Source organism: Deinococcus proteolyticus MRP (assembly GCF_000190555.1).
Classification (GTDB): domain Bacteria; phylum Deinococcota; class Deinococci; order Deinococcales; family Deinococcaceae; genus Deinococcus; species Deinococcus proteolyticus.
In genome coordinates, this window is sequence record NC_015161.1 from 1,703,074 (window position 1) to 1,719,846 (window position 16,773).

The window sequence follows — 16,773 nt, forward strand, 5'->3', positions numbered from 1 at the left end:
TTACACACAGCACGGCGCATAATCCCTTCCATGAACCGCGACCTGCTCCTGACAGCCCTGGCACCGCTGATTTGGGGCACCACCTACCTGCTCACCACCACTTTTGTCAGCGAGCTGCCCGCGCTGCTGCTGGGCACGCTCCGTATCCTGCCGGCCGGGCTTGTGCTGCTGGCCTTATCGCGCCGCTTGCCTCCGCACGGCTGGTGGGGCCGCGTCGCCGTGCTGGCCGTGCTGCGCCAGGCCCTGTTTTTCGTGCTGCTGTACGGCGCAGCGCTGCACCTGCCCGGCGGGGTAGCAGCCACCGTGGGGGCCAGCAGCGCCATGCTGGTGGTGCTGCTGGCCTGGCCGCTGCTGGGGCAGGCGCCCACCCGGCTGAACCTGACGCTGGCCGGCGCTGGGCTGGCCGGCGTGGCGCTGATCAGCCTGAGCGGGGGCGAGCGCCTCAGTGCGCTGGGGCTGGCGCTGGCGCTGGGCTTCGCGCTGGTCAATGCGCTGGGCACGGTGCTGTTTGGCCGCTGGGGACCGCCCCCCGGCGCCCGCCCGCTGGACCAAGTGGCCTGGGAGCTGACGCTGGGCGGGGCACTGCTGCTGCCTTTCGCACTGCCGGCGGCTCCGGCGCTGGCCGGCGTAGACCTGGCCGGCTGGGGTGCGCTCACCTTTATGACCCTGGTGGGCACCGCGCTGGCGGCCCTGCTGTGGCAACGCGGGCTGAACCGCCTGCCCGTGCAGCAAGTGGGCCTGCTGGCCCCCCTCAGCCCGCTGACTGCCGTACTGCTGGACATGCTGTTCCTGCACACCTGGCTGACTCCTGTGCAGCTGGTCGGCGCCGCGCTGGTGCTGGGCAGCGTGGTCCTGAATGGGGTGGCCGCACGGCGCCCGGTGCCCACATGCAGCACGGGCGAAAGCTGACGCTCCGCCTACCCGCCGCAGCGTACAATGCCCCTCATGTCCATTGCTTCACGCCCCACCCATGCGCTGCATGTCCTGGGCTGGAAAGAATGGGTGACCCTGCCCGACCTGGGCGTATCCCGGGTGCGGGTCAAGGTGGATACCGGCGCCAAGACCTCGGCCCTGCACGCCGAGCACTGCGAGGAATTCGAGCTGGGCGGTCAGCGCTGGGTGCGCTTTACCCTGCTGCTGCCCTGGCCAGGGCCACTCACGCAGCACGAGCCACCCCCGCCCCGGCAGGTGCAGGCTCCGCTGCTGGACTACCGCCGCGTGACCAGTTCCAACGGCGAAAGCGAGCGGCGGCCCGTGATCCGCACCAACCTGGAACTGTTCGGGCAGCGCTGGCCGATTGAAATCACGCTGACCGGCCGCGAGAACATGCGCTTTCCCATGCTGCTGGGGCGCGAGGCCATCGCCGGCCGCGCCGTGGTGGACGTGTCACGCACCTACCTTTCCCTTCCGTCCTCCTTCCAGCCCCCCAAGGAACAAGCATGAACATCGGAATTCTGTCCCGTGGCCCCGAACTCTACTCCACCCGCCGCCTCGCCGAGGCAGCTGCCAAGCGGGGGCACGAGGTGCGGGTGGTGGATTACCTGCGCTGCTACATGAACATCACCTCCCGCCATCCCAAAGTGATTTATGCCGGCGAGGAGCTGAATTTTGATGCAGTGATTCCCCGTATCGGGGCCAGCTACACCTTTTACGGCGGCGCGGTGGTGCGGCAGTTCGAAACCATGCACACCCTGACCCTGAACGGCTCGGTCAGCATCATCCGCTCACGCGACAAGCTGCGCAGCCTGCAGCTGCTGGCCCGCGAGGGCATCGGCCTGCCGGTGACCAGCTTCGCGCACTCCACCAAGGACATTGACGGCCTGATAGACATCGTGGGGGGCGCACCGCTGGTGGTCAAGCTGATTGAGGGCACCCAGGGCAGCGGCGTGGTGCTGGCCGAAACCCGCAAGGCCGGCGAATCGGTTATTAGTGCCTTTCGGCAGCTGGACGCCAACATTCTGGTGCAGGAATTCGTGAAGGAGGCGGACGGCGAGGATATCCGCGCCCTGGTGGTGGGCGGCGAGGTGGTCGCCAGCATGATGCGTAAAGCTGCCGAGGGCGAGTTCCGCTCCAACCTGCACCGGGGCGGCCGGGCACTGCCGGTGGATATCAGCGAGGAAGAAGCCCAGACCGCCGTGAACGCTGCCCGCGTGATGGGCCTGGACGTGGCCGGCGTGGACCTGCTGCGCAGCAAAAACGGCCCGGTGGTCATGGAAGTCAATTCCTCGCCGGGCCTGGAAGGTATCGAGGGCAGCAGCGGCGTGGACGTGGCCGACGCCGTCGTGGCCTACCTGGAAAAGCGCCACGCTGAGCGCGAAGGCAAGCGCAGCGCCGGGCAGTGGAGCGGGTCGGATACGGTGCTGTAACAGGTACCGTTCCCCCCACCGGAAGGCCCCGCTGCAGAATGTCTGGCGCGGGGCCCTTGCCTTCAGTCCAAGTGCCCCATTTTCTCGCGCTTGGTCTGGCGGTAGCCGGCGTTTTCGGGGGCCTCGCCCACGTGCAGCGGCACCCGCTCGGTCACTTCCAGCCCGAAGCCGCTCAGCGAATGCAGCTTCATGGGGTTGTTGGTCATCACGCGCAGCCGCTGGGCGCCCAGCAGGTGCAGCATCTGCGCCCCGATACCGAAGTCGCGGGCGTCGGCGGGAAAGCCGAGCTTCAAGTTGGCCTCGACGGTGTCGGCCCCCTGGTCCTGCAGGGCGTAAGCCCGAATCTTGTTCAGCAGGCCGATGCCCCGGCCCTCCTGCCGCAAATAGATGATGGCGCCCCGGCCTTCGGCGGCAATCGCCCGCATCGCCGCGTTCAGCTGCGGGCCGCAGTCGCAGCGCAGCGAGTGGAAGGCGTCGCCGGTCAGGCACTCGGAGTGGACCCGCACCAGCAGCGGCTGGCCGGCCTGCTGACCGCCCACCTCGCCCATCACCAGCGCCACATGCTCGGCCCCGCTGAGGCTGTCGCGGAAGCCCACGATACGGAACTCGCCGTGCTCGGTCGGCAGGCGAGCTTCGCCCTCAATCTGCATAAAGGGGTCGTGCTCCATGCGGTAGGCAATCAGTGCCTCAATGCTGCCCACCTTCAGCTCGTGGCGCTCGGCAAAAGCAAGCAGGTCGGGCAGCCGCGACATTTCGCCGTCGTCGCCCATGATTTCGCAAATCACACCCACCGGCGCAAATCCCGCCAGCCGCGCAAAGTCGCAGGCCGCTTCGGTGTGCCCGGCGCGGCGCAGCACGCCGCCGGGGCGGGCCACCAGCGGAAAAATGTGTCCCGGGCGGCGGAAATCGGCCGGCTGCGAGTCCTCGGCCAGCAAGGCGGCAATGGTGGCCGAGCGGTCAAAGGCTGAAATGCCGGTGGAGTTGGTGCGGTGGTCCACACTGACAGTGAAAGCGGTGCCGTTGGGGTCGGTGCTGCTGTCCACCATCGGGTGCAGGCGCAGGCGTTCGGCACGGTCGCCGGTCAGGGTCACGCAAATCAGGCCGCGCCCCTCGCGGGCCATGAAGTTGACCCAGTGGGGCGTGGCCGTGGCTGCCGGCATCAGCAGGTCGCCCTCGTTCTCGCGGTTTTCGTCGTCCACCACCACGATGGGGCGGCCGGCACGCAGTTCTTCAAGCAGTTCGGGAATAGAAGCGAGCTGGGTCATCAGAGGTTCTCCTGAAGGGATGAGAGGTTAGAGGCCGGGGCGACGCTGCGGCGCCCCTCACGGAAAGCCAGCAGGCGGTCCAAGTACTTCGCCATCTGGTCGGCTTCCAGGTTCACGGGCCGGCCCGGTGCCCAGGCGTGCAGGGTGGTCACTTCCAGCGTGTGCGGCACCAGCCACAGGGTAAATTCGTTCTCGGCCAGGTCGGGCCGGCTGCCCGCAGGCCCGCCGCTGTCCACGATGGTCAGGCTCACTCCGTCTACGGTGATGCTGCCCTTGGGCATCAGGTACGGGGCCAGGAAGTCAGGGGCACGGACCACCATCACGTAAGCCCCTTCAGCCGGGCTGACCGACACGATTTCGCCCACGCCGTCCACGTGCCCGCTCACGATGTGCCCGCCGAAGCGGTCGCCAGCACGCATGGCCCGCTCCAGGTTCAGGAGGTCCCCGGCGTTCCAGTGGGGAGCCGTCTTGGCAAGGGTTTCCTGACTGAGGTCCACCCCGAAGGTGGTGTCGTCCCAGTCGGTGACGGTCAGGCAGGTGCCGTTGCAGGCGATACTCTCGCCCAGTTCCAGGTCCGGCCACAGCTCGGCCGGCGCGATGCGGAGGCTTACCCCGCCGTTTTTCTGTTCGGAGTGGGCGACGCGGCCCACCTGGGAAATGATTCCGGTAAACATCAGGCACCTCCGGTGCGTGGAGAAGGCGTGGGCTCGGCAGCCACGCGGCGAACGGAAGCGGACACCAGGATGTCGGCCCCGAGCTGCTCCAGCGCATACATGTCCAGCATTCCAGCGGCGTTCATCCGGCGCAGCGGTCCGGCCAGCGGCGAGAGGCCGGCACCCAGCAGCTTGGGCGCGATAAAGGCACGGACCTCGTCTATCAGGTCCGACTCTGCAAAGGCCGAAGCCAGCGTGGGGCCGCCTTCCAACAGCAGGGTGGACACCCCTAGGTCATGCAGGCCGCGCAGGGCTTCTTCCAGGGTGGCAGCCGGCAGCAGCACGGCTCCCGCGTCCGCCAGAGCCGGAGCCTCTGCCCCTGGCGCGGTCACGACGACAGCGCCAGGGCGCAGGGCGCGGGCCGTGGGCGGCGTGCGGCCCTGCCGGTCGAAGATGACCGGCCGGGGGTCGCGGCCGCCCACAACGCCCCGCGTGGTGAGCTGCGGGTCGTCGGTCAGAAGGGTGTCTACGCCTACCGCGATAGCGTCGGCTTCATTGCGCCAGCCCATCACACGGGCGCGGGCTTCCGGGCCGGTGACGGCGCCGTTGGCTTCGCTCCCGCCACCTTCTTCGAGCGCGGCCACCTTGCCGTCCAGCGTCATGGCGTACTTGTAGATAACAAAGGGCCGGCCCAGCAACATCCGGGCACGGAACCCGGCCTGCTGGCGCACCGCCTGCGCTTCCAGCACGCCCGTCTGCACGGCGATACCCGCCGCACGCAGCCGCTCCAGCCCGCGCCCGTTCACCTGGGGGTTGGGGTCGCCGGCGGCCACCACCACACGGGCCACGCCGGCGGCCATCAGGGCGTCGGCACAGGGCGGCGTGCGGCCAAAGTGACTGCACGGCTCCAGCGTCACGTAGGCGGTCGCTCCCCGCGCCCGTTCGCCGGCCTCCCTGAGGGCAAAGACCTCAGCGTGAGGTTCGCCGGCCCTGGGGTGAAACCCCCGCCCTACGACCTCGCCGCCACTTCCGTTCGGCTGCACCAGCACGCAGCCCACCGGGGGGTTGGGGCTGGTGCGCCCCAGGCCCCGCGCCGCTTCGGCCAGGGCCTGGGCCATGAAGTCCTCATCGCTTCCAGGGGGGTCATTCAAAGTTGTCTTCGGCATTGGCAACGCCGCCCGCCGGGGTCTGGCGGACTGTGCGTTTCCCCTTTCTCCCATCCAGACTGCGGGGCCGCAACCGGCCCTTTCACTGTCGGCCCCAGACTCGCACTGGGTCGGGCCTGCCCGGTTATGGAAAAGTCGGCAGGCTTCGCGGGCTGAGGCTGCTCAGTGGAGCGCAAGTCAGAACACGCGCAGGACGTGACTGTTATTCGCTCCGCTCAGGGCTGGCAGGGCGGCCTGCCAGCCCGCAGCGAACACCGCCGGTGGGGAATCTCACCCCGCCCCGAAAGAGGTTTCGCGTTCTGCTGCCCGTAGCGCGCCGGTTGTCTCTCCGGCTCCTGGGCAGCAGAACGTCCCCCGCATGTTACCCCCTCTGCCCCATGACAGATGGTCAGCGGCGCCCACTTTGCCCGGGCGTGGGCAACTCGCTCAGGTACGCCGGCGGCACGGCGTCCACCAGCCAGACACCGTTTTCGGAGCGGTAAAAGGTGAATCCGTCCGCGTGCAAGCGGGCTGCGTCCACCGCGAACAGCAGCGGCCAGCCCCGGCGCAGGCCCACCTTGAGGGCCGTGTCCGTATCGGCCGAGAGGTGAACGTGGTGGCGGCTCATGGCCTTCAGGCCGTGCCGGGTAATGCCTACCCGCGCCCCCTGGTGACTGCCGTGGTACAGCGTGGCAGGCGGCACCTGCGGTTCCAGCCCCAGGTCCACCGGCACGCTGTGGCCCTGGGTGGCGCGAATCTTATCGCCGCCTTCGCTCAGGCCGAAGCGGCCTTTTTCATCCTCACGCACCACGCGCTCCACCTGCCCGCGGGTCACGCGCAGGTGGGCCAGCAGCGGCGCAAGTGGCACCCAGCCGCCGCGTGCCAGGGTCAGGCCCGCTTCGTGCGGGGCATGGCGCAGCAGGTAGGCGAGGCGCTTGGAGAGTTGGCGGGGATTCATTTGGGCCGGTAGTGCTGCGCGGGGCGACCTTCGGCATCTTTCCAAACGTCCCAACCGTTGCGGGATGCGCCTGCAATATCCGCAGCGGCCAGACTGGCACTGGAATACACACAGTCCTGAACGTATTCCAATAATTTGGGACTGATCTCTCGCAAAATACCCTTTGCCAGAAAATTTTTACGGCGCTTCCCAACACCCTGGACGGTGGTTCCATCTGCCATAAGGCGATTGGCCGCAGTGCTGCCCGCCTTGATAGTCCAAGTACCTGCTTTGCGATGATAGATCACCCTGGCGCTTGCCCCAGCTATCGCATAGCTAAGTTCGATCTCTTGCTCGTCAACTGCTCGCTCAACCCCAAGTAGCACATCCCGCTCACCTTCAGTAATCCGTCCCATTTTCACAGCGGCTTCGGCAGCCTTCCCGAAGGTGGCTATCTCAAACTCAGCCTGAGTCTGCTCGACCACCGGGCGCTTCTCACGGCGAATGCGGGCCTCGTCGCGGCGCTGCTGCTGGCGCAAGCGAACAGTCTCTACAGCGTCTGCAAAGGCGTTGGCAGCCCAAACCTCGGCATTCAGCAGGCTGAAAAAGTCAGTGGCAAAGCTGTCTCCCTGACCCATCTCTACCTTCAGGGCCACCCGGTCTTCCCATTTACCTGGCAGGTGCTCATCAATCACCACCCATACCCGCCCGTTGGTCACGATGGCCCAGCGGCTGCCTTCATTGACCGCGTAGGTGGCAGCCTGCTGGTATTCCTTGGGGCCGACCGTCACGCCCATCCCCTTGATTTCCAGCGCGAATTTGCCTTCACCCCGCCGAATCAGGAAGTCAGCGCGGCTTCCAGTGGCATTGGTTTCTTCAGGCACCACCTCGGCCGGGTTCCAGATATCGAACCCAGCCGCCTGCAAGAGCCGCAGCACAACGCACTGACGCACCACAGCTTCGCCGGGCGGGTCGTCCAGCCACATCTGAATACTGCTGACAGCCTGCTCTACTTCGGCAAGGGACATTGGGCTGAGTATAGGGGCGATTTCGCCTGAGGGCCGCAACAGTGGGCTTTTCCCCCGGCGAAAGTTCAGCATCTGAGCTAAGCTGCCTGGCGTGTGCTGCGGCCCCAGGGCTGCAGCGAGCGGCCAGGACCAACCCGCTGCGGCCCCTTCACTGGGCTGCCGCGCTGCGGCATACCGCCCCGGCCGCCAAGGAGTCAAGATGCGCAAATTCTATACCTCTGAATCGGTGTCCGAGGGGCACCCGGACAAGCTGGCCGACTTTATTTCCGACTCTATCCTGGACGAGTTCCTGCGCCAGGAGCCGACCTCCCGCGTGGCGGTCGAAACGCTGGTGACCACCGGCATGGCCGTGGTGGCCGGTGAGGTGCGGGCCGAAGTCGCCCACGTGGATATTCAGCGCACCGTGCGCGAAGCGGTGCAGCGTGTAGGCTACACCCGCGCCGTGTACGGGTTCGACGCCGAATACAGCGCCGTGCTGGTGGCCATTCATGAGCAGAGCCCCGAAATCGCCGGCGGGGTGGACCACTCCGAAGAGTGGCGCGAGATGTCCGAAGAAGAGCGCGGGAAGCCCGAACATGCCGAGTCGCAAATCGGAGCGGGCGACCAGGGCCTGATGTTCGGCTACGCCACCGACGAAACCCCCGAGCTGATGCCCCTGCCTATCAGCCTGGCGCATGGGCTGACCCGCCGGCTGGCCGAGCTGCGCCGCAGCGGCGAACTGCCCTACCTGCGCCCCGACGCCAAGGCGCAGGTCACGGTGGAGCGCGACGGCGAACCGCACGACGCCACCGAAACCTGGGTAGATACCGTGGTCATCAGTGCCCAGCACGACGAGGACATCACCAACGAGCAGCTGCGCGCCGACCTGGAGCGGCTGGTGATCCGCCACGTGATTCCCGCCGAGTACCTGCGGGCAGAGACCAAGTTCTTTATCAATCCCAGCGGCAAGTTCGTCATCGGCGGCCCACACGGCGACACCGGCCTGACCGGCCGCAAGATCATCGTAGACACCTACGGCGGCGCGGTGCCACACGGCGGCGGAGCGTTCAGCGGCAAGGACCCCACCAAGGTGGACCGCTCGGCCGCCTACTACGCCCGCTACATCGCCAAGAACATCGTGGCGGCTGGCCTGGCCCGCCGCGCCTTGGTGGAAATCGCCTACGCCATCGGCCGGGCGCACCCGGTCAGCCTGCGGATCGACACCTACGGCACCGGCCTGCTGCCCAACGACCAGCTGACCGAGCTGGTGTGGCAGCAGTTCGACGCCCGTCCGCAGGCGATCATCCGCCAGCTGGACCTGCAGCGGCCCATCTACGCGCAGACGGCGGCCTACGGTCACTTCGGCCGCCCCGAGTTCCCCTGGGAACAGGTGGACCGTGCCACCGCCCTTCAGACCGCCGCCCGCGAACTGGGCGCCGACCTGTAAGGCCACGCCGCAGGGTCAAGGCACAGGGTCAAGGTCACAGGCGACGGGCATGCTCCGTCGCCTGTGACCTCTCTACTTTGGCCCTTTGCTCTCTGCCCTCCGCCTTCTCCCCCGGTGCCTTAGACTGCGGACATGCACCCCATCACCGTAACTGTCGGTTCCGTGACCCGTGAGCTGCCCACCGTGCAGGTCGGGGCAGTCAAGCGCGTACCCCTGGTGGAATTCCTGGGCGACAGCGAATTCACCAAGGCGGCGGCGGAAGCGATGCTGCCGCTGCTGGACCCCCAGGCCGAAATCATGCTGACCGTGGTGACCAACGCCCTGCCGCTGGTCCATGAGCTGAGCGACCGCTCCGGGCTGCCCTACGTGGTGGTCCGCAAAAAGCGCCGCACCTATATGCAGGACCCCATGATTCAGGACGTGCCCAGCATGAGCCTGGGCGTCAACGAAACGCTGTGGCTGGACGCCCGGCACGCCGACCGCCTGAAGGGCAAGCGGGTGCTGATCGTGCAGGACGTGGTGGCGTCCGGCGGAACCGGCGCGGCACTGGCCCGGCTGGCCGAGCGGGCCGGTGGACAGGTGGCAGGTTATCTGGCCGCCTTCCACTACGGCGGCCGCGAGCGCACCTTCGAGCTGAAAACCTTGCAGGAACTGCCCTCCACCCAGGACTGAGCTGCAGGCACGAGCTAGCAGCACAGGGCAGCAACAAAGCAAAGGGGCCGGGCCCCTGCACCCCTACATTCAGCCGGCGCACTGCTGCCTATAGTGCGGGCCGATGCGCCGCTTCCTGCCCTGCTTGCTCCCGCTGCTGACCGGCTGCATGACGCTGAACGTACAGCCGGCCCGCACCACTGCGCTGAACTTCGGTGGGCCGGCGCCGGACGTGGTGATTCTCGGGATGTCGGGCCACTGCGCCCCGCCCTGCGCCGCACCCAGCGACAATTACGACCTGCTGGCCCACGGCGGCACGCTGGACCGCCTGGCCGACGCCGTGGCCGCCGCAGGCCTGAGCGTACAGGTGGCCGGATACACCTCCAACGCTCAGGAAAGCTACGGCTCGGCGCGGGTCAGTCCCCGGCAGCGCGGCTGGCCGGCCCTGCGCCGCGACTACGCCCGGCTGCGCGAAGAGTGGGGCGACGACCCGCCCCGCGTGGTGCTGGTAGGTCACTCGCACGGGGTGCCCTGGACGCACCAGCTGGTACGGCAGTTCCCGCAGCAGCCGGTGGCCGCCCTGCTGGATATAGACGGGGTATGTGAGCTGTGGAATCTGGACCACCGCGCCGCCCTGCTGGAACTGCCCCCTGCCGTGCGCGGACAGCCGGACATCGCGCAGGCGTGCCAGCCCCTGCCGGACGCCCCGTGGGTAGGCCGCAGCCGGCTGGGCCCCAAGGACCTGGTGCCCTGGCATGTGGAGCGCGGGCTGGAAGTCCACTCGGTGCAGGGCGGCTACGTGCCCGACCCGGGCGGCAACTACCCGCTGAACGTGTTCTGGGACCGCACCCCCAACGTGCGCCCCGACGGCTCACGCCAGGGCCTGACGGTGGGCCACTCGGTGCTGGAAGGCCACTCGCGCCTGGCCGACAGTGACAGCCGGGGCGTGCGCTGGCTGGCGCAGCAGCTGGGGCAGCTGGCGCGGGAGTGGCGGGCACAGGACAGCAATCGCTGAAGGCCGCAGCGATGGAGCGGACGGGAAAAGACCGCTGGCGAAGATTCACGGTCAGCCCCAGGGTCAATCTCTGGTGGCCTACGCGCCTGAGTGCCAAAGCGGCGGCCCCCTGAGCGGGAGCCGCCGTATCAACGCTGCTCGGCAAGGGGCTTAGAAGGGAGTGTCGTCCTCGGCGGGGGCAGCAGCGGCGGCGCGGGGGGCGGGGCGCTGACTCGCCTGAGCAGCGGCCGCACGGTTCGCCTGGTTCGCTTGGTTCGCCTGTGCCGGGCGGGCTTCACGCGCCCCGCCGCTTGCGGCAGTCTGGCCCTGCGGCACGGCGAAGCGGTCCTGGCGCTTGCCGCCACGGAAAATGGCCAGGGTCACGTACTCGATTTCGCCGTCGGCCTTTTCGCGCAGGTGCTCGGGGTCGGTGGGCTTAGCACCACGGCTGTACTTGACGGCTTTGGGCAGTTTCAGCTTGCGGCTGTCTACCGCTTCCAGCTCGCGGCGGCGGTAGGCATGGCCCCGGTGCAGAATCATAACCTCGCCTTCCGGGTTGGTCCAGGCGCGGGCGCCGATCAGCGCCCAGTCGAAGTCGGGTTCGTTGTCCAGCGGGAAGACGAAGCCCCCAGCCGGCACCTCGCCCGAGGTCCAGCCCAGGCGGCCGTAGTGGCGCTGAACGTCCAGCACCTGTTCGGGACGCTCCACGTCCACCGTGACTTTGGCCCCCAGGTCGGTGATGAATTCAATGTGCAGCATGCTGCCTCCTTATGTAAATAACATAACACATCTGTACTGCTTCATCTATAGCTGAAAGCTGCCGTTCAGAAGGCCACCGGCTGCCAGGTGGGGTGCAGCAGGATTTCGTCTATCCGCACGTGTGCAGGCGCACTCAGGGCGTACAGCACCGCCTGCGCGATGTCCTCGGGCTTCAGCCACTCCGCCTTTTCGGGGGTGCCCTGCTGGGTGTCGTTGAAAAAGGTGTCCACGTTGCCGGAGCGAATTTCGCTGACCCGCAGGCCGTACTCGTGGCCCTCGTAGGCCAGCGCCTGGGTGATGGCGCGGGCGGCGTACTTGCTGGCGGTGTACAGCCCACCGCGCGCGAAGGTGCGGGCGCTCACGTCGCTGGTCACGTTGACCACCGTGCTGCGCTGCAGCGTGCGGAAGTGCGGGACAAACGCGCCGCTGGTCAGGATGACGCCCAGCACGTTGGTGTCCATGATGCGGCGGTATTCGGCCGGCGTAATCTCCTCGACCGGCATGAAGCTGCCCACGCCGGCATTGTTGACCAGGGCGTCGGCCCCAGCCTGGGTGGCCGCCTCCGCGAAGGCCCGCACGCTGCTTTCGTCGGTCACGTCCAGCGTCATGAACTGCACACCGGCCATCTCGGGCACGCCGGCAATATCACGCGCACCGGCCACCACCTGCGCCCCCTCGGCGGCCAGCAGCTCCACGATGCTCAGGCCGATGCCACGGCTGGCTCCGGTCACGGCGACGGTTCGTCCTTGCAGTGTTGTGGTCATGGGGCGCAGTCTAGAGGCTCTGGGGCGGTGCCCAGTGCAGCGGCAGCTTTACCGCCACCTCACCGACCGCGCGCCCGGCCCAGTTGCGCTGCTGCTGCGGGGCCAGAGCACGCAGCTGCGGCGTCGGCGGCACACCCAGCGCTTCCAGCACTGCCAGCGCCACGTAAGGCCGTGCCCGCTCGCCGCCGTCCAGCACCTTGAACGCGGTGCCCACAGGTCCCTGCGCCGAGTCGCGCAGGCCCAGGCCGTAAAAGGCTTCGGCGCCCATTTTGGCGACCAGGCCGGGCACCAGCGGCATCAGCTCGGTGTCCAGGCGGCCCGGTCCGGCGACCAGGTCAGGATGCGCGGTCATGGCGGCAAAGATGCGGCTTAGAGCGGCGTCTGGCCCATTTCGCTCCTGCGGCGCGGCAGCCAGCCGGGCGAACATGCGGGCCGCTCCCTGCAGCGGCAAGGCCAGCGCAGGCACGCTACACCCATCGGTGCCAGCATGGATAGCGGCCAACGGCACACCCGCCAGCTCGGCGTGCAGTTCCAGAATGCGCCGCTGCAGGAGATGGCCCGGCTCGGTGTAGCCCTCACGCGGCCAGCCGTGCAGCACGCAGGCCAGCAGCATCCCCGCGTGCTTGCCCGAGCAGTTGTGATGCAGCGGGGTGGGCACCGCGCCGCGCCGAATCAGGTCGGCGGCCGCCTGCGGGTCGAACGGCGGGTGCGGGCCGCAGCGCAGGTCGGCCACCGTGCTGCCGCTGCGGGCCAGCAAGCGCTCTACGGCAGCCAGGTGGACAGGGGTGCCGGCGTGACTGGCACAGGCAATCGCCAGTTCGTCGGGCGGCAGGTCCGGCGCGGCCAGGGCCAGCGGCAGCGCCTGCACCGGCTTGCTGGCACTGCGCGGAAACGTGACCAAGGCAGGGTCGCCGCAGGCCGCCAGCACCCGCCCGGCCGGGTCCACCACGGCCAGATGAACCTCGTGCCGGCTTTCAGGGAGGCCGCCGCGCCGAAACGTCACCACGGCGGGCGCGTGCTGGGTTGTAGGGGTCATGGGGGCAGTATAGGAGCGTGGCGCCTGTCCTCAGCCCTCTCCCAGTTCCTCGGCCTCGGCCAGCGCCGCTTGCCACCGGCTGAACTGGAAGAACTCTGCCCCGATCAGCTTGCCCTGAGCATCAAAGTCGAGCAGCAGCGGGCCGCAGTCATGGGTGCGGGCCACCGTTTCTCCCGGTGCCAGCTCACGCAGGGCGACGTAGCCCATATCTATCTCAAAGTCTCGTGCCTGTCACCTTCATTCTTCCCGCAGCTGCCCGCGCAGAAAGTCCATCAGCCCGCCGATGTACTCTGCGTCGAAGCGGAACTCGGCCCCGGCGGCGGCGTACAGCTCCGGCACCGGGCGGGTGCTGCCCAGGCGCAGGGCGGCTTTGTAGCGTTCCAGCGCGGCAGTAGGGTCGGCCTGGGCGCCGCGCCAGATGCTGACGGCGGCCAGATAACACATGGCGTACTCGATGTAATAAAACGGCACCTGAAAGATGTGGTAGTAGTGCCAGCCCTGTGCCCGCACGGTTTCATCCAGGCCGTCCCAGTTCACGAACGGATGGTAGAGGCGGTCCAGCTCCAGCCACTTGGCGTTCAGGTCGTCTACCGTCACGTCCTGCGGGGCGTCCACATACAGCCAGTGCTGGAAGGCGTCCATCTGCGCGGCCCAGGGAAGGAACGCGGCCACGCCCAGCAGCAGCTGCCGGCGGTAGCGGGCCAGGTCAGCGGGGCTCAGGGCGTGCCCCAGGTGGTCCAGCGTCAGGAATTCCATCGCCATGCTGGGGATTTCCACGAACTCGATGGGGCTCCAGCGGTTCCAGGTCAGCGGCTGGCTCTCGCCGGAATAAAAGCCGTGGAAGGCGTGGCCCACCTCGTGAAACAGCACCCGCACGTCCTCGGCGCTGCCCACCACGTTCATCAGCACGAACGGCTGGTTGGTGACCGGGAAATAGTTGCAGTAAGCGTGCGGCATCTTGCCGGGGCGCGATTCGAGGTCCAGCAGGCCCTCGGCGCGCATCTGGGCGAAGCGGTCGCTCAGGCCGCTGTCCAGGCCGGCGAAGGCCCGCTGCGCCAGGTCTTCCAGCGCCGCCCCGCCGGAAAAAGGCTGCATGGGCGGGCGGGCCTGCGGGTCCAGCAGGTTGCCCCGGTTGTAGTCCCAGGGCCGCACCGAGTCCAGGCCCAGTTCGGCGGCAATGGCCTGCACCTGCTCGGCCACGAAAGGCACCACCTGCTCGGCCACCGCCCGGTGAAAGTCCAGGCACTGCTCGGGGCCATAGTCCACCCGATCCAGCTCGCTCCAGCGGTAGGCGCGGAAGTCGGGCAGGTCGGCGTTGGCGGCCAGGCGGCGGCGGGTGTCCAGCAGCTCCAGCATCAGCGGGTTCAGCTGCTGCGCCAGCTCCTGATTGCTCTGCGCCAGTGCGCGCCAGGCCGCCTCGCGCTCGGTGCGGTCCGGGCTGTCCAGCCGGGCTTTCACCTGCGGCACGGTCAGGTCTTCACCGCCCAAGGTGACCTTTTGCCCGCCGGTCAGCTGGGCGTGACGGGTGGTCTGCTCGGAGTGGACCACGCCCAGCTCCACATTGGCCTCGCGGTAAAGCGCGGCGGCGTCACGCACGCGGCGGTACAGCAGCTCGGTATCCGGCGTGGGCTGGTAGCCGGGCACGGCCAGCCACTTTTCCTTGAGGGCCTGGTCGGCCCGCTGGGCCGGGGGAACCACCTCGCCCATGAAGCGGCGGTAGCGCTCCTGCACGGCATCATCGGCAGTGTGCAGGTCGGCCTGAATGCTCAGGCGGTTGCCGGTGCCTTCCAGTTCGGCGGCCAGGTCCGACCACTCACGCAGCCACGCAGGCACGTCTGCAGCGGCCAGGGCACGCTCCTGCAGCGCCTGATAACGGGACGCGAAATGCGCCCACTCGCTTGCCTCGGCAGGCACCTGTAGCGTCTGCTCCACACGGTTGGGTTGGGTCATGGGTCACAGTCTATGCCCCCAGGGCACGGCCGCGTTGCTAACCTGTAGGGCGTGCGTGCCCTGCTCCTGTCTGACATTCATGCCAACAAGCCTGCGCTGGACGCCGTACTGGAGCATGCGCACCGGGACGGGACACGCTACGGCGCGACCTACTTCCTGGGCGACGCCCTGGGCTACGGCCCTCACCCCCGCGAGGTGCTGGAAACCCTGCAGGGCCTGCGGGCGCAGTGCGTGCTGGGCAACCACGATCTGGGGCTGCTACAGCTGGCAGAAGGCCTCAAGGCCGCCGCCGTGGGCACCGGCACACAAGTGCTGGTGTGGCAAATCGGCCGCCTGAGCGAGCGCGACCTGCGGTATGTGCGCGGCTGGAAAGACGTGCTGGAAGACGCCGGCCTGGGCGTGCGTCTGCGCCACGGCTCGCCGCTGTCGCTGAACGAATACACCGACCTGGACGCCGCCCGCCGCAGCTTCCGCACCTGGGACGGCAACCTGGCCTTCGTGGGGCACACCCACGTGCCGGCCGCCTACGCCACCCTCAGCGGCACAGCCGGCGAGTGGATGCGGCACCAGCCTCTTGCTGCGCTGCCGGGGCAGACCTCGGTGCGCTACCCGGTGCCGCCCAAGGCCCGCGTGATTCTGAATCCCGGCAGCGTAGGCCAGCCCCGCGACGGCGACCCCAGAGCCTCTTACGGTGTGTACGACAGTGACCGGCGCACGCTGGAAGTGTTCCGGGTGCCCTACGACATCGAGCACACCCAGCGCGACCTGCGCGCCGCCGGCCTACCCGACTCCCTGGCCGAGCGCCTGAGCGCCGGGCGCTAGCAGTTGGCCGGGGCTAGACTGAACGTCCATGACCGGCCACGACCACCACCACACCGCCCCCGGCGCGGGGCACAGCTCCCACGGCGGCCATGACCACAACCACGGCGCGAATGCCAGCACCCGGCAGCTGGGGCTGGCGCTCGCGCTGACCGGCACGTTTCTGGTGGTAGAGGCCGCTTACGCGTTCATCTCGGGCAGCCTGGCGCTGCTGTCGGACGCCGGGCACATGCTGACCGACGCCGCTGCGCTGGCCCTGTCGCTGCTGGCCGTGAAGGCCGGCGAGCGCCCCGCCGACCGCCGGCGCACCTTCGGCTACCGCCGCACCGAGATTCTGGCCGCCGCCCTCAACGCCGCCGCGCTGCTGGCCGTGGGCGGCTACATCCTCTACGAAGCGGTGCAGCGCCTGCGCGAGCCGGTGGCGGTCCAGACCACACCCATGCTGGTGGTGGCCGTGCTGGGGCTGATCGTGAACCTCTTGAGCGCCCGCATCCTGGCCGGGGGGCAAGAGGGCAGCCTGAACGTGCGCTCAGCCTACTTGGAAGTGCTGAGCGACCTGCTGGGGTCGGCAGCGGTCATCGTGGGCGCGATCCTGATCATGTTCACCGGCTGGACCTGGGTGGACCCGCTGCTGGGCGCCGGTATCGGCCTGTGGGTGATTCCGCGGACCTGGCGCCTGCTGAGCGAAAGTGTGAATGTGCTGCTGGAAGGCGCCCCGGCTGGCCTGGACCTGGACACCCTGCGGGCCGAACTGAGCGCCCTACCCGGCGTGACCGAGGTGCACGACCTGCACGTGTGGAGCATCACCAGCGGCGAGCACAGCCTCACGGTGCATCTGGTCAGCGGCTCCACCGCCGGAAGTGCCGAACTGCTGGCCGCCGCGCAGGAGGTGGCCGGGCGTCACGGCATCGAGCACGTCACGGTGCAGATAGAGCCGCCGGGGCACCACGGCGAGCACGCTCACGGCCTGCACGCCTGAA

Annotated in this window: 18 protein-coding genes and 1 riboswitch; of the genes, 8 read left to right on the plus strand and 10 right to left on the minus strand. The window is 68.4% G+C overall.

The genetic code is table 11. The features are described 5' to 3' along the window. Positions 1-30 precede the first annotated feature (30 nt). The 3 genes from DEIPR_RS08085 to rimK are packed head-to-tail and all read left to right on the plus strand — an operon-like array spanning position 31 to position 2,366. The gene (locus DEIPR_RS08085; RefSeq protein WP_013615338.1) at positions 31-909 is read left to right on the plus strand and encodes a DMT family transporter; all 879 of its coding nucleotides are present in this window, start codon (positions 31-33) and stop codon (positions 907-909) included. A 36-nt stretch (positions 910-945) separates the two neighbouring features. Further along, positions 946-1,443: an ATP-dependent zinc protease family protein gene (locus tag DEIPR_RS08090; protein ID WP_013615339.1), complete on the plus strand. Its 498-nt coding sequence runs from the start codon at positions 946-948 to the stop codon at positions 1,441-1,443. Then, positions 1,440-2,366, plus strand: coding sequence for a 30S ribosomal protein S6--L-glutamate ligase (gene rimK / locus DEIPR_RS08095; RefSeq protein WP_013615340.1), 927 nt, complete (start codon positions 1,440-1,442; stop codon positions 2,364-2,366). Before DEIPR_RS08090 ends, rimK begins: the two co-directional genes overlap by 4 nt. 62 nt (positions 2,367-2,428) lie before the next feature. Here the strand turns inward: rimK and DEIPR_RS08100 are convergent, their stop codons facing one another. From DEIPR_RS08100 to DEIPR_RS08120, 5 genes are all read right to left on the minus strand, one after another. Continuing rightward, positions 2,429-3,631: a bifunctional 3,4-dihydroxy-2-butanone-4-phosphate synthase/GTP cyclohydrolase II gene (locus DEIPR_RS08100; RefSeq protein ID WP_013615341.1), complete on the minus strand. Its 1,203-nt coding sequence runs from the start codon at positions 3,629-3,631 to the stop codon at positions 2,429-2,431. Next, a complete protein-coding gene (locus DEIPR_RS08105; RefSeq protein WP_013615342.1) occupies positions 3,631-4,305 on the minus strand; it encodes a riboflavin synthase in 675 nt (224 codons plus the stop codon). The genes DEIPR_RS08100 and DEIPR_RS08105 overlap by 1 nt, the downstream gene beginning before the upstream one ends. Next, positions 4,305-5,450, minus strand: coding sequence for a bifunctional diaminohydroxyphosphoribosylaminopyrimidine deaminase/5-amino-6-(5-phosphoribosylamino)uracil reductase RibD (gene ribD, locus DEIPR_RS08110; protein ID WP_049775118.1), 1,146 nt, complete (start codon positions 5,448-5,450; stop codon positions 4,305-4,307). The genes DEIPR_RS08105 and ribD overlap by 1 nt, the downstream gene beginning before the upstream one ends. Before the next feature lie 38 nt (positions 5,451-5,488). Next, positions 5,489-5,742: riboswitch (FMN riboswitch) on the minus strand. A 96-nt stretch (positions 5,743-5,838) separates the two neighbouring features. Beyond that, entirely contained in the window at positions 5,839-6,387 is a 549-nt protein-coding gene (locus DEIPR_RS08115) for an RNA 2'-phosphotransferase (protein WP_013615344.1), read from the minus strand. Then, positions 6,384-7,394 (minus strand): DUF4357 domain-containing protein, encoded by a 1,011-nt coding sequence (locus DEIPR_RS08120; RefSeq protein ID WP_013615345.1) that lies wholly within the window; start codon positions 7,392-7,394, stop codon positions 6,384-6,386. Before DEIPR_RS08120 ends, DEIPR_RS08115 begins: the two co-directional genes overlap by 4 nt. A gap of 199 nt (positions 7,395-7,593) precedes the next feature. Here DEIPR_RS08120 and metK point away from each other — a divergent pair, with 199 nt between their 5' ends. The 3 genes from metK (at position 7,594) to DEIPR_RS08135 (ending at position 10,486) form a co-directional block, all read left to right on the plus strand. Next, a complete protein-coding gene (gene metK / locus DEIPR_RS08125) occupies positions 7,594-8,820 on the plus strand; it encodes a methionine adenosyltransferase (protein WP_013615346.1) in 1,227 nt (408 codons plus the stop codon). A 132-nt stretch (positions 8,821-8,952) separates the two neighbouring features. Then, positions 8,953-9,492, plus strand: coding sequence for a phosphoribosyltransferase family protein (locus DEIPR_RS08130; RefSeq protein WP_013615347.1), 540 nt, complete (start codon positions 8,953-8,955; stop codon positions 9,490-9,492). A gap of 103 nt (positions 9,493-9,595) precedes the next feature. Continuing rightward, positions 9,596-10,486, plus strand: a complete 891-nt coding sequence (locus DEIPR_RS08135) for a lipase family protein (protein WP_013615348.1) — start codon at positions 9,596-9,598, stop codon at positions 10,484-10,486. A 150-nt stretch (positions 10,487-10,636) separates the two neighbouring features. Here DEIPR_RS08135 and DEIPR_RS08140 read toward each other — a convergent pair whose 3' ends face one another. From DEIPR_RS08140 to DEIPR_RS08155, 5 genes are all read right to left on the minus strand, one after another. Further along, on the minus strand, positions 10,637-11,224 hold the full coding sequence (locus DEIPR_RS08140) for a single-stranded DNA-binding protein (RefSeq protein WP_013615349.1): 588 nt from the start codon (positions 11,222-11,224) through the stop codon (positions 10,637-10,639). A 65-nt stretch (positions 11,225-11,289) separates the two neighbouring features. Continuing rightward, positions 11,290-11,988: an SDR family oxidoreductase gene (locus tag DEIPR_RS08145; RefSeq protein ID WP_013615350.1), complete on the minus strand. Its 699-nt coding sequence runs from the start codon at positions 11,986-11,988 to the stop codon at positions 11,290-11,292. A 10-nt stretch (positions 11,989-11,998) separates the two neighbouring features. Next, positions 11,999-13,024, minus strand: a complete 1,026-nt coding sequence (locus tag DEIPR_RS08150; RefSeq protein WP_013615351.1) for an asparaginase — start codon at positions 13,022-13,024, stop codon at positions 11,999-12,001. A gap of 30 nt (positions 13,025-13,054) precedes the next feature. Further along, on the minus strand, positions 13,055-13,231 hold the full coding sequence (locus DEIPR_RS13950; RefSeq protein ID WP_013615352.1) for a hypothetical protein: 177 nt from the start codon (positions 13,229-13,231) through the stop codon (positions 13,055-13,057). 30 nt (positions 13,232-13,261) lie between these two features. Beyond that, the gene (locus DEIPR_RS08155) at positions 13,262-14,974 is read right to left on the minus strand and encodes a M3 family oligoendopeptidase (RefSeq protein ID WP_013615353.1); all 1,713 of its coding nucleotides are present in this window, start codon (positions 14,972-14,974) and stop codon (positions 13,262-13,264) included. Between the two features lie 51 nt (positions 14,975-15,025). Between DEIPR_RS08155 and DEIPR_RS08160 the strand changes: the two genes are divergently transcribed. Next, positions 15,026-15,796 (plus strand): metallophosphoesterase family protein, encoded by a 771-nt coding sequence (locus DEIPR_RS08160; protein WP_013615354.1) that lies wholly within the window; start codon positions 15,026-15,028, stop codon positions 15,794-15,796. A gap of 28 nt (positions 15,797-15,824) precedes the next feature. Then, positions 15,825-16,772 (plus strand): cation diffusion facilitator family transporter, encoded by a 948-nt coding sequence (locus DEIPR_RS08165; protein WP_013615355.1) that lies wholly within the window; start codon positions 15,825-15,827, stop codon positions 16,770-16,772. Position 16,773: the final 1 nt, after the last annotated feature.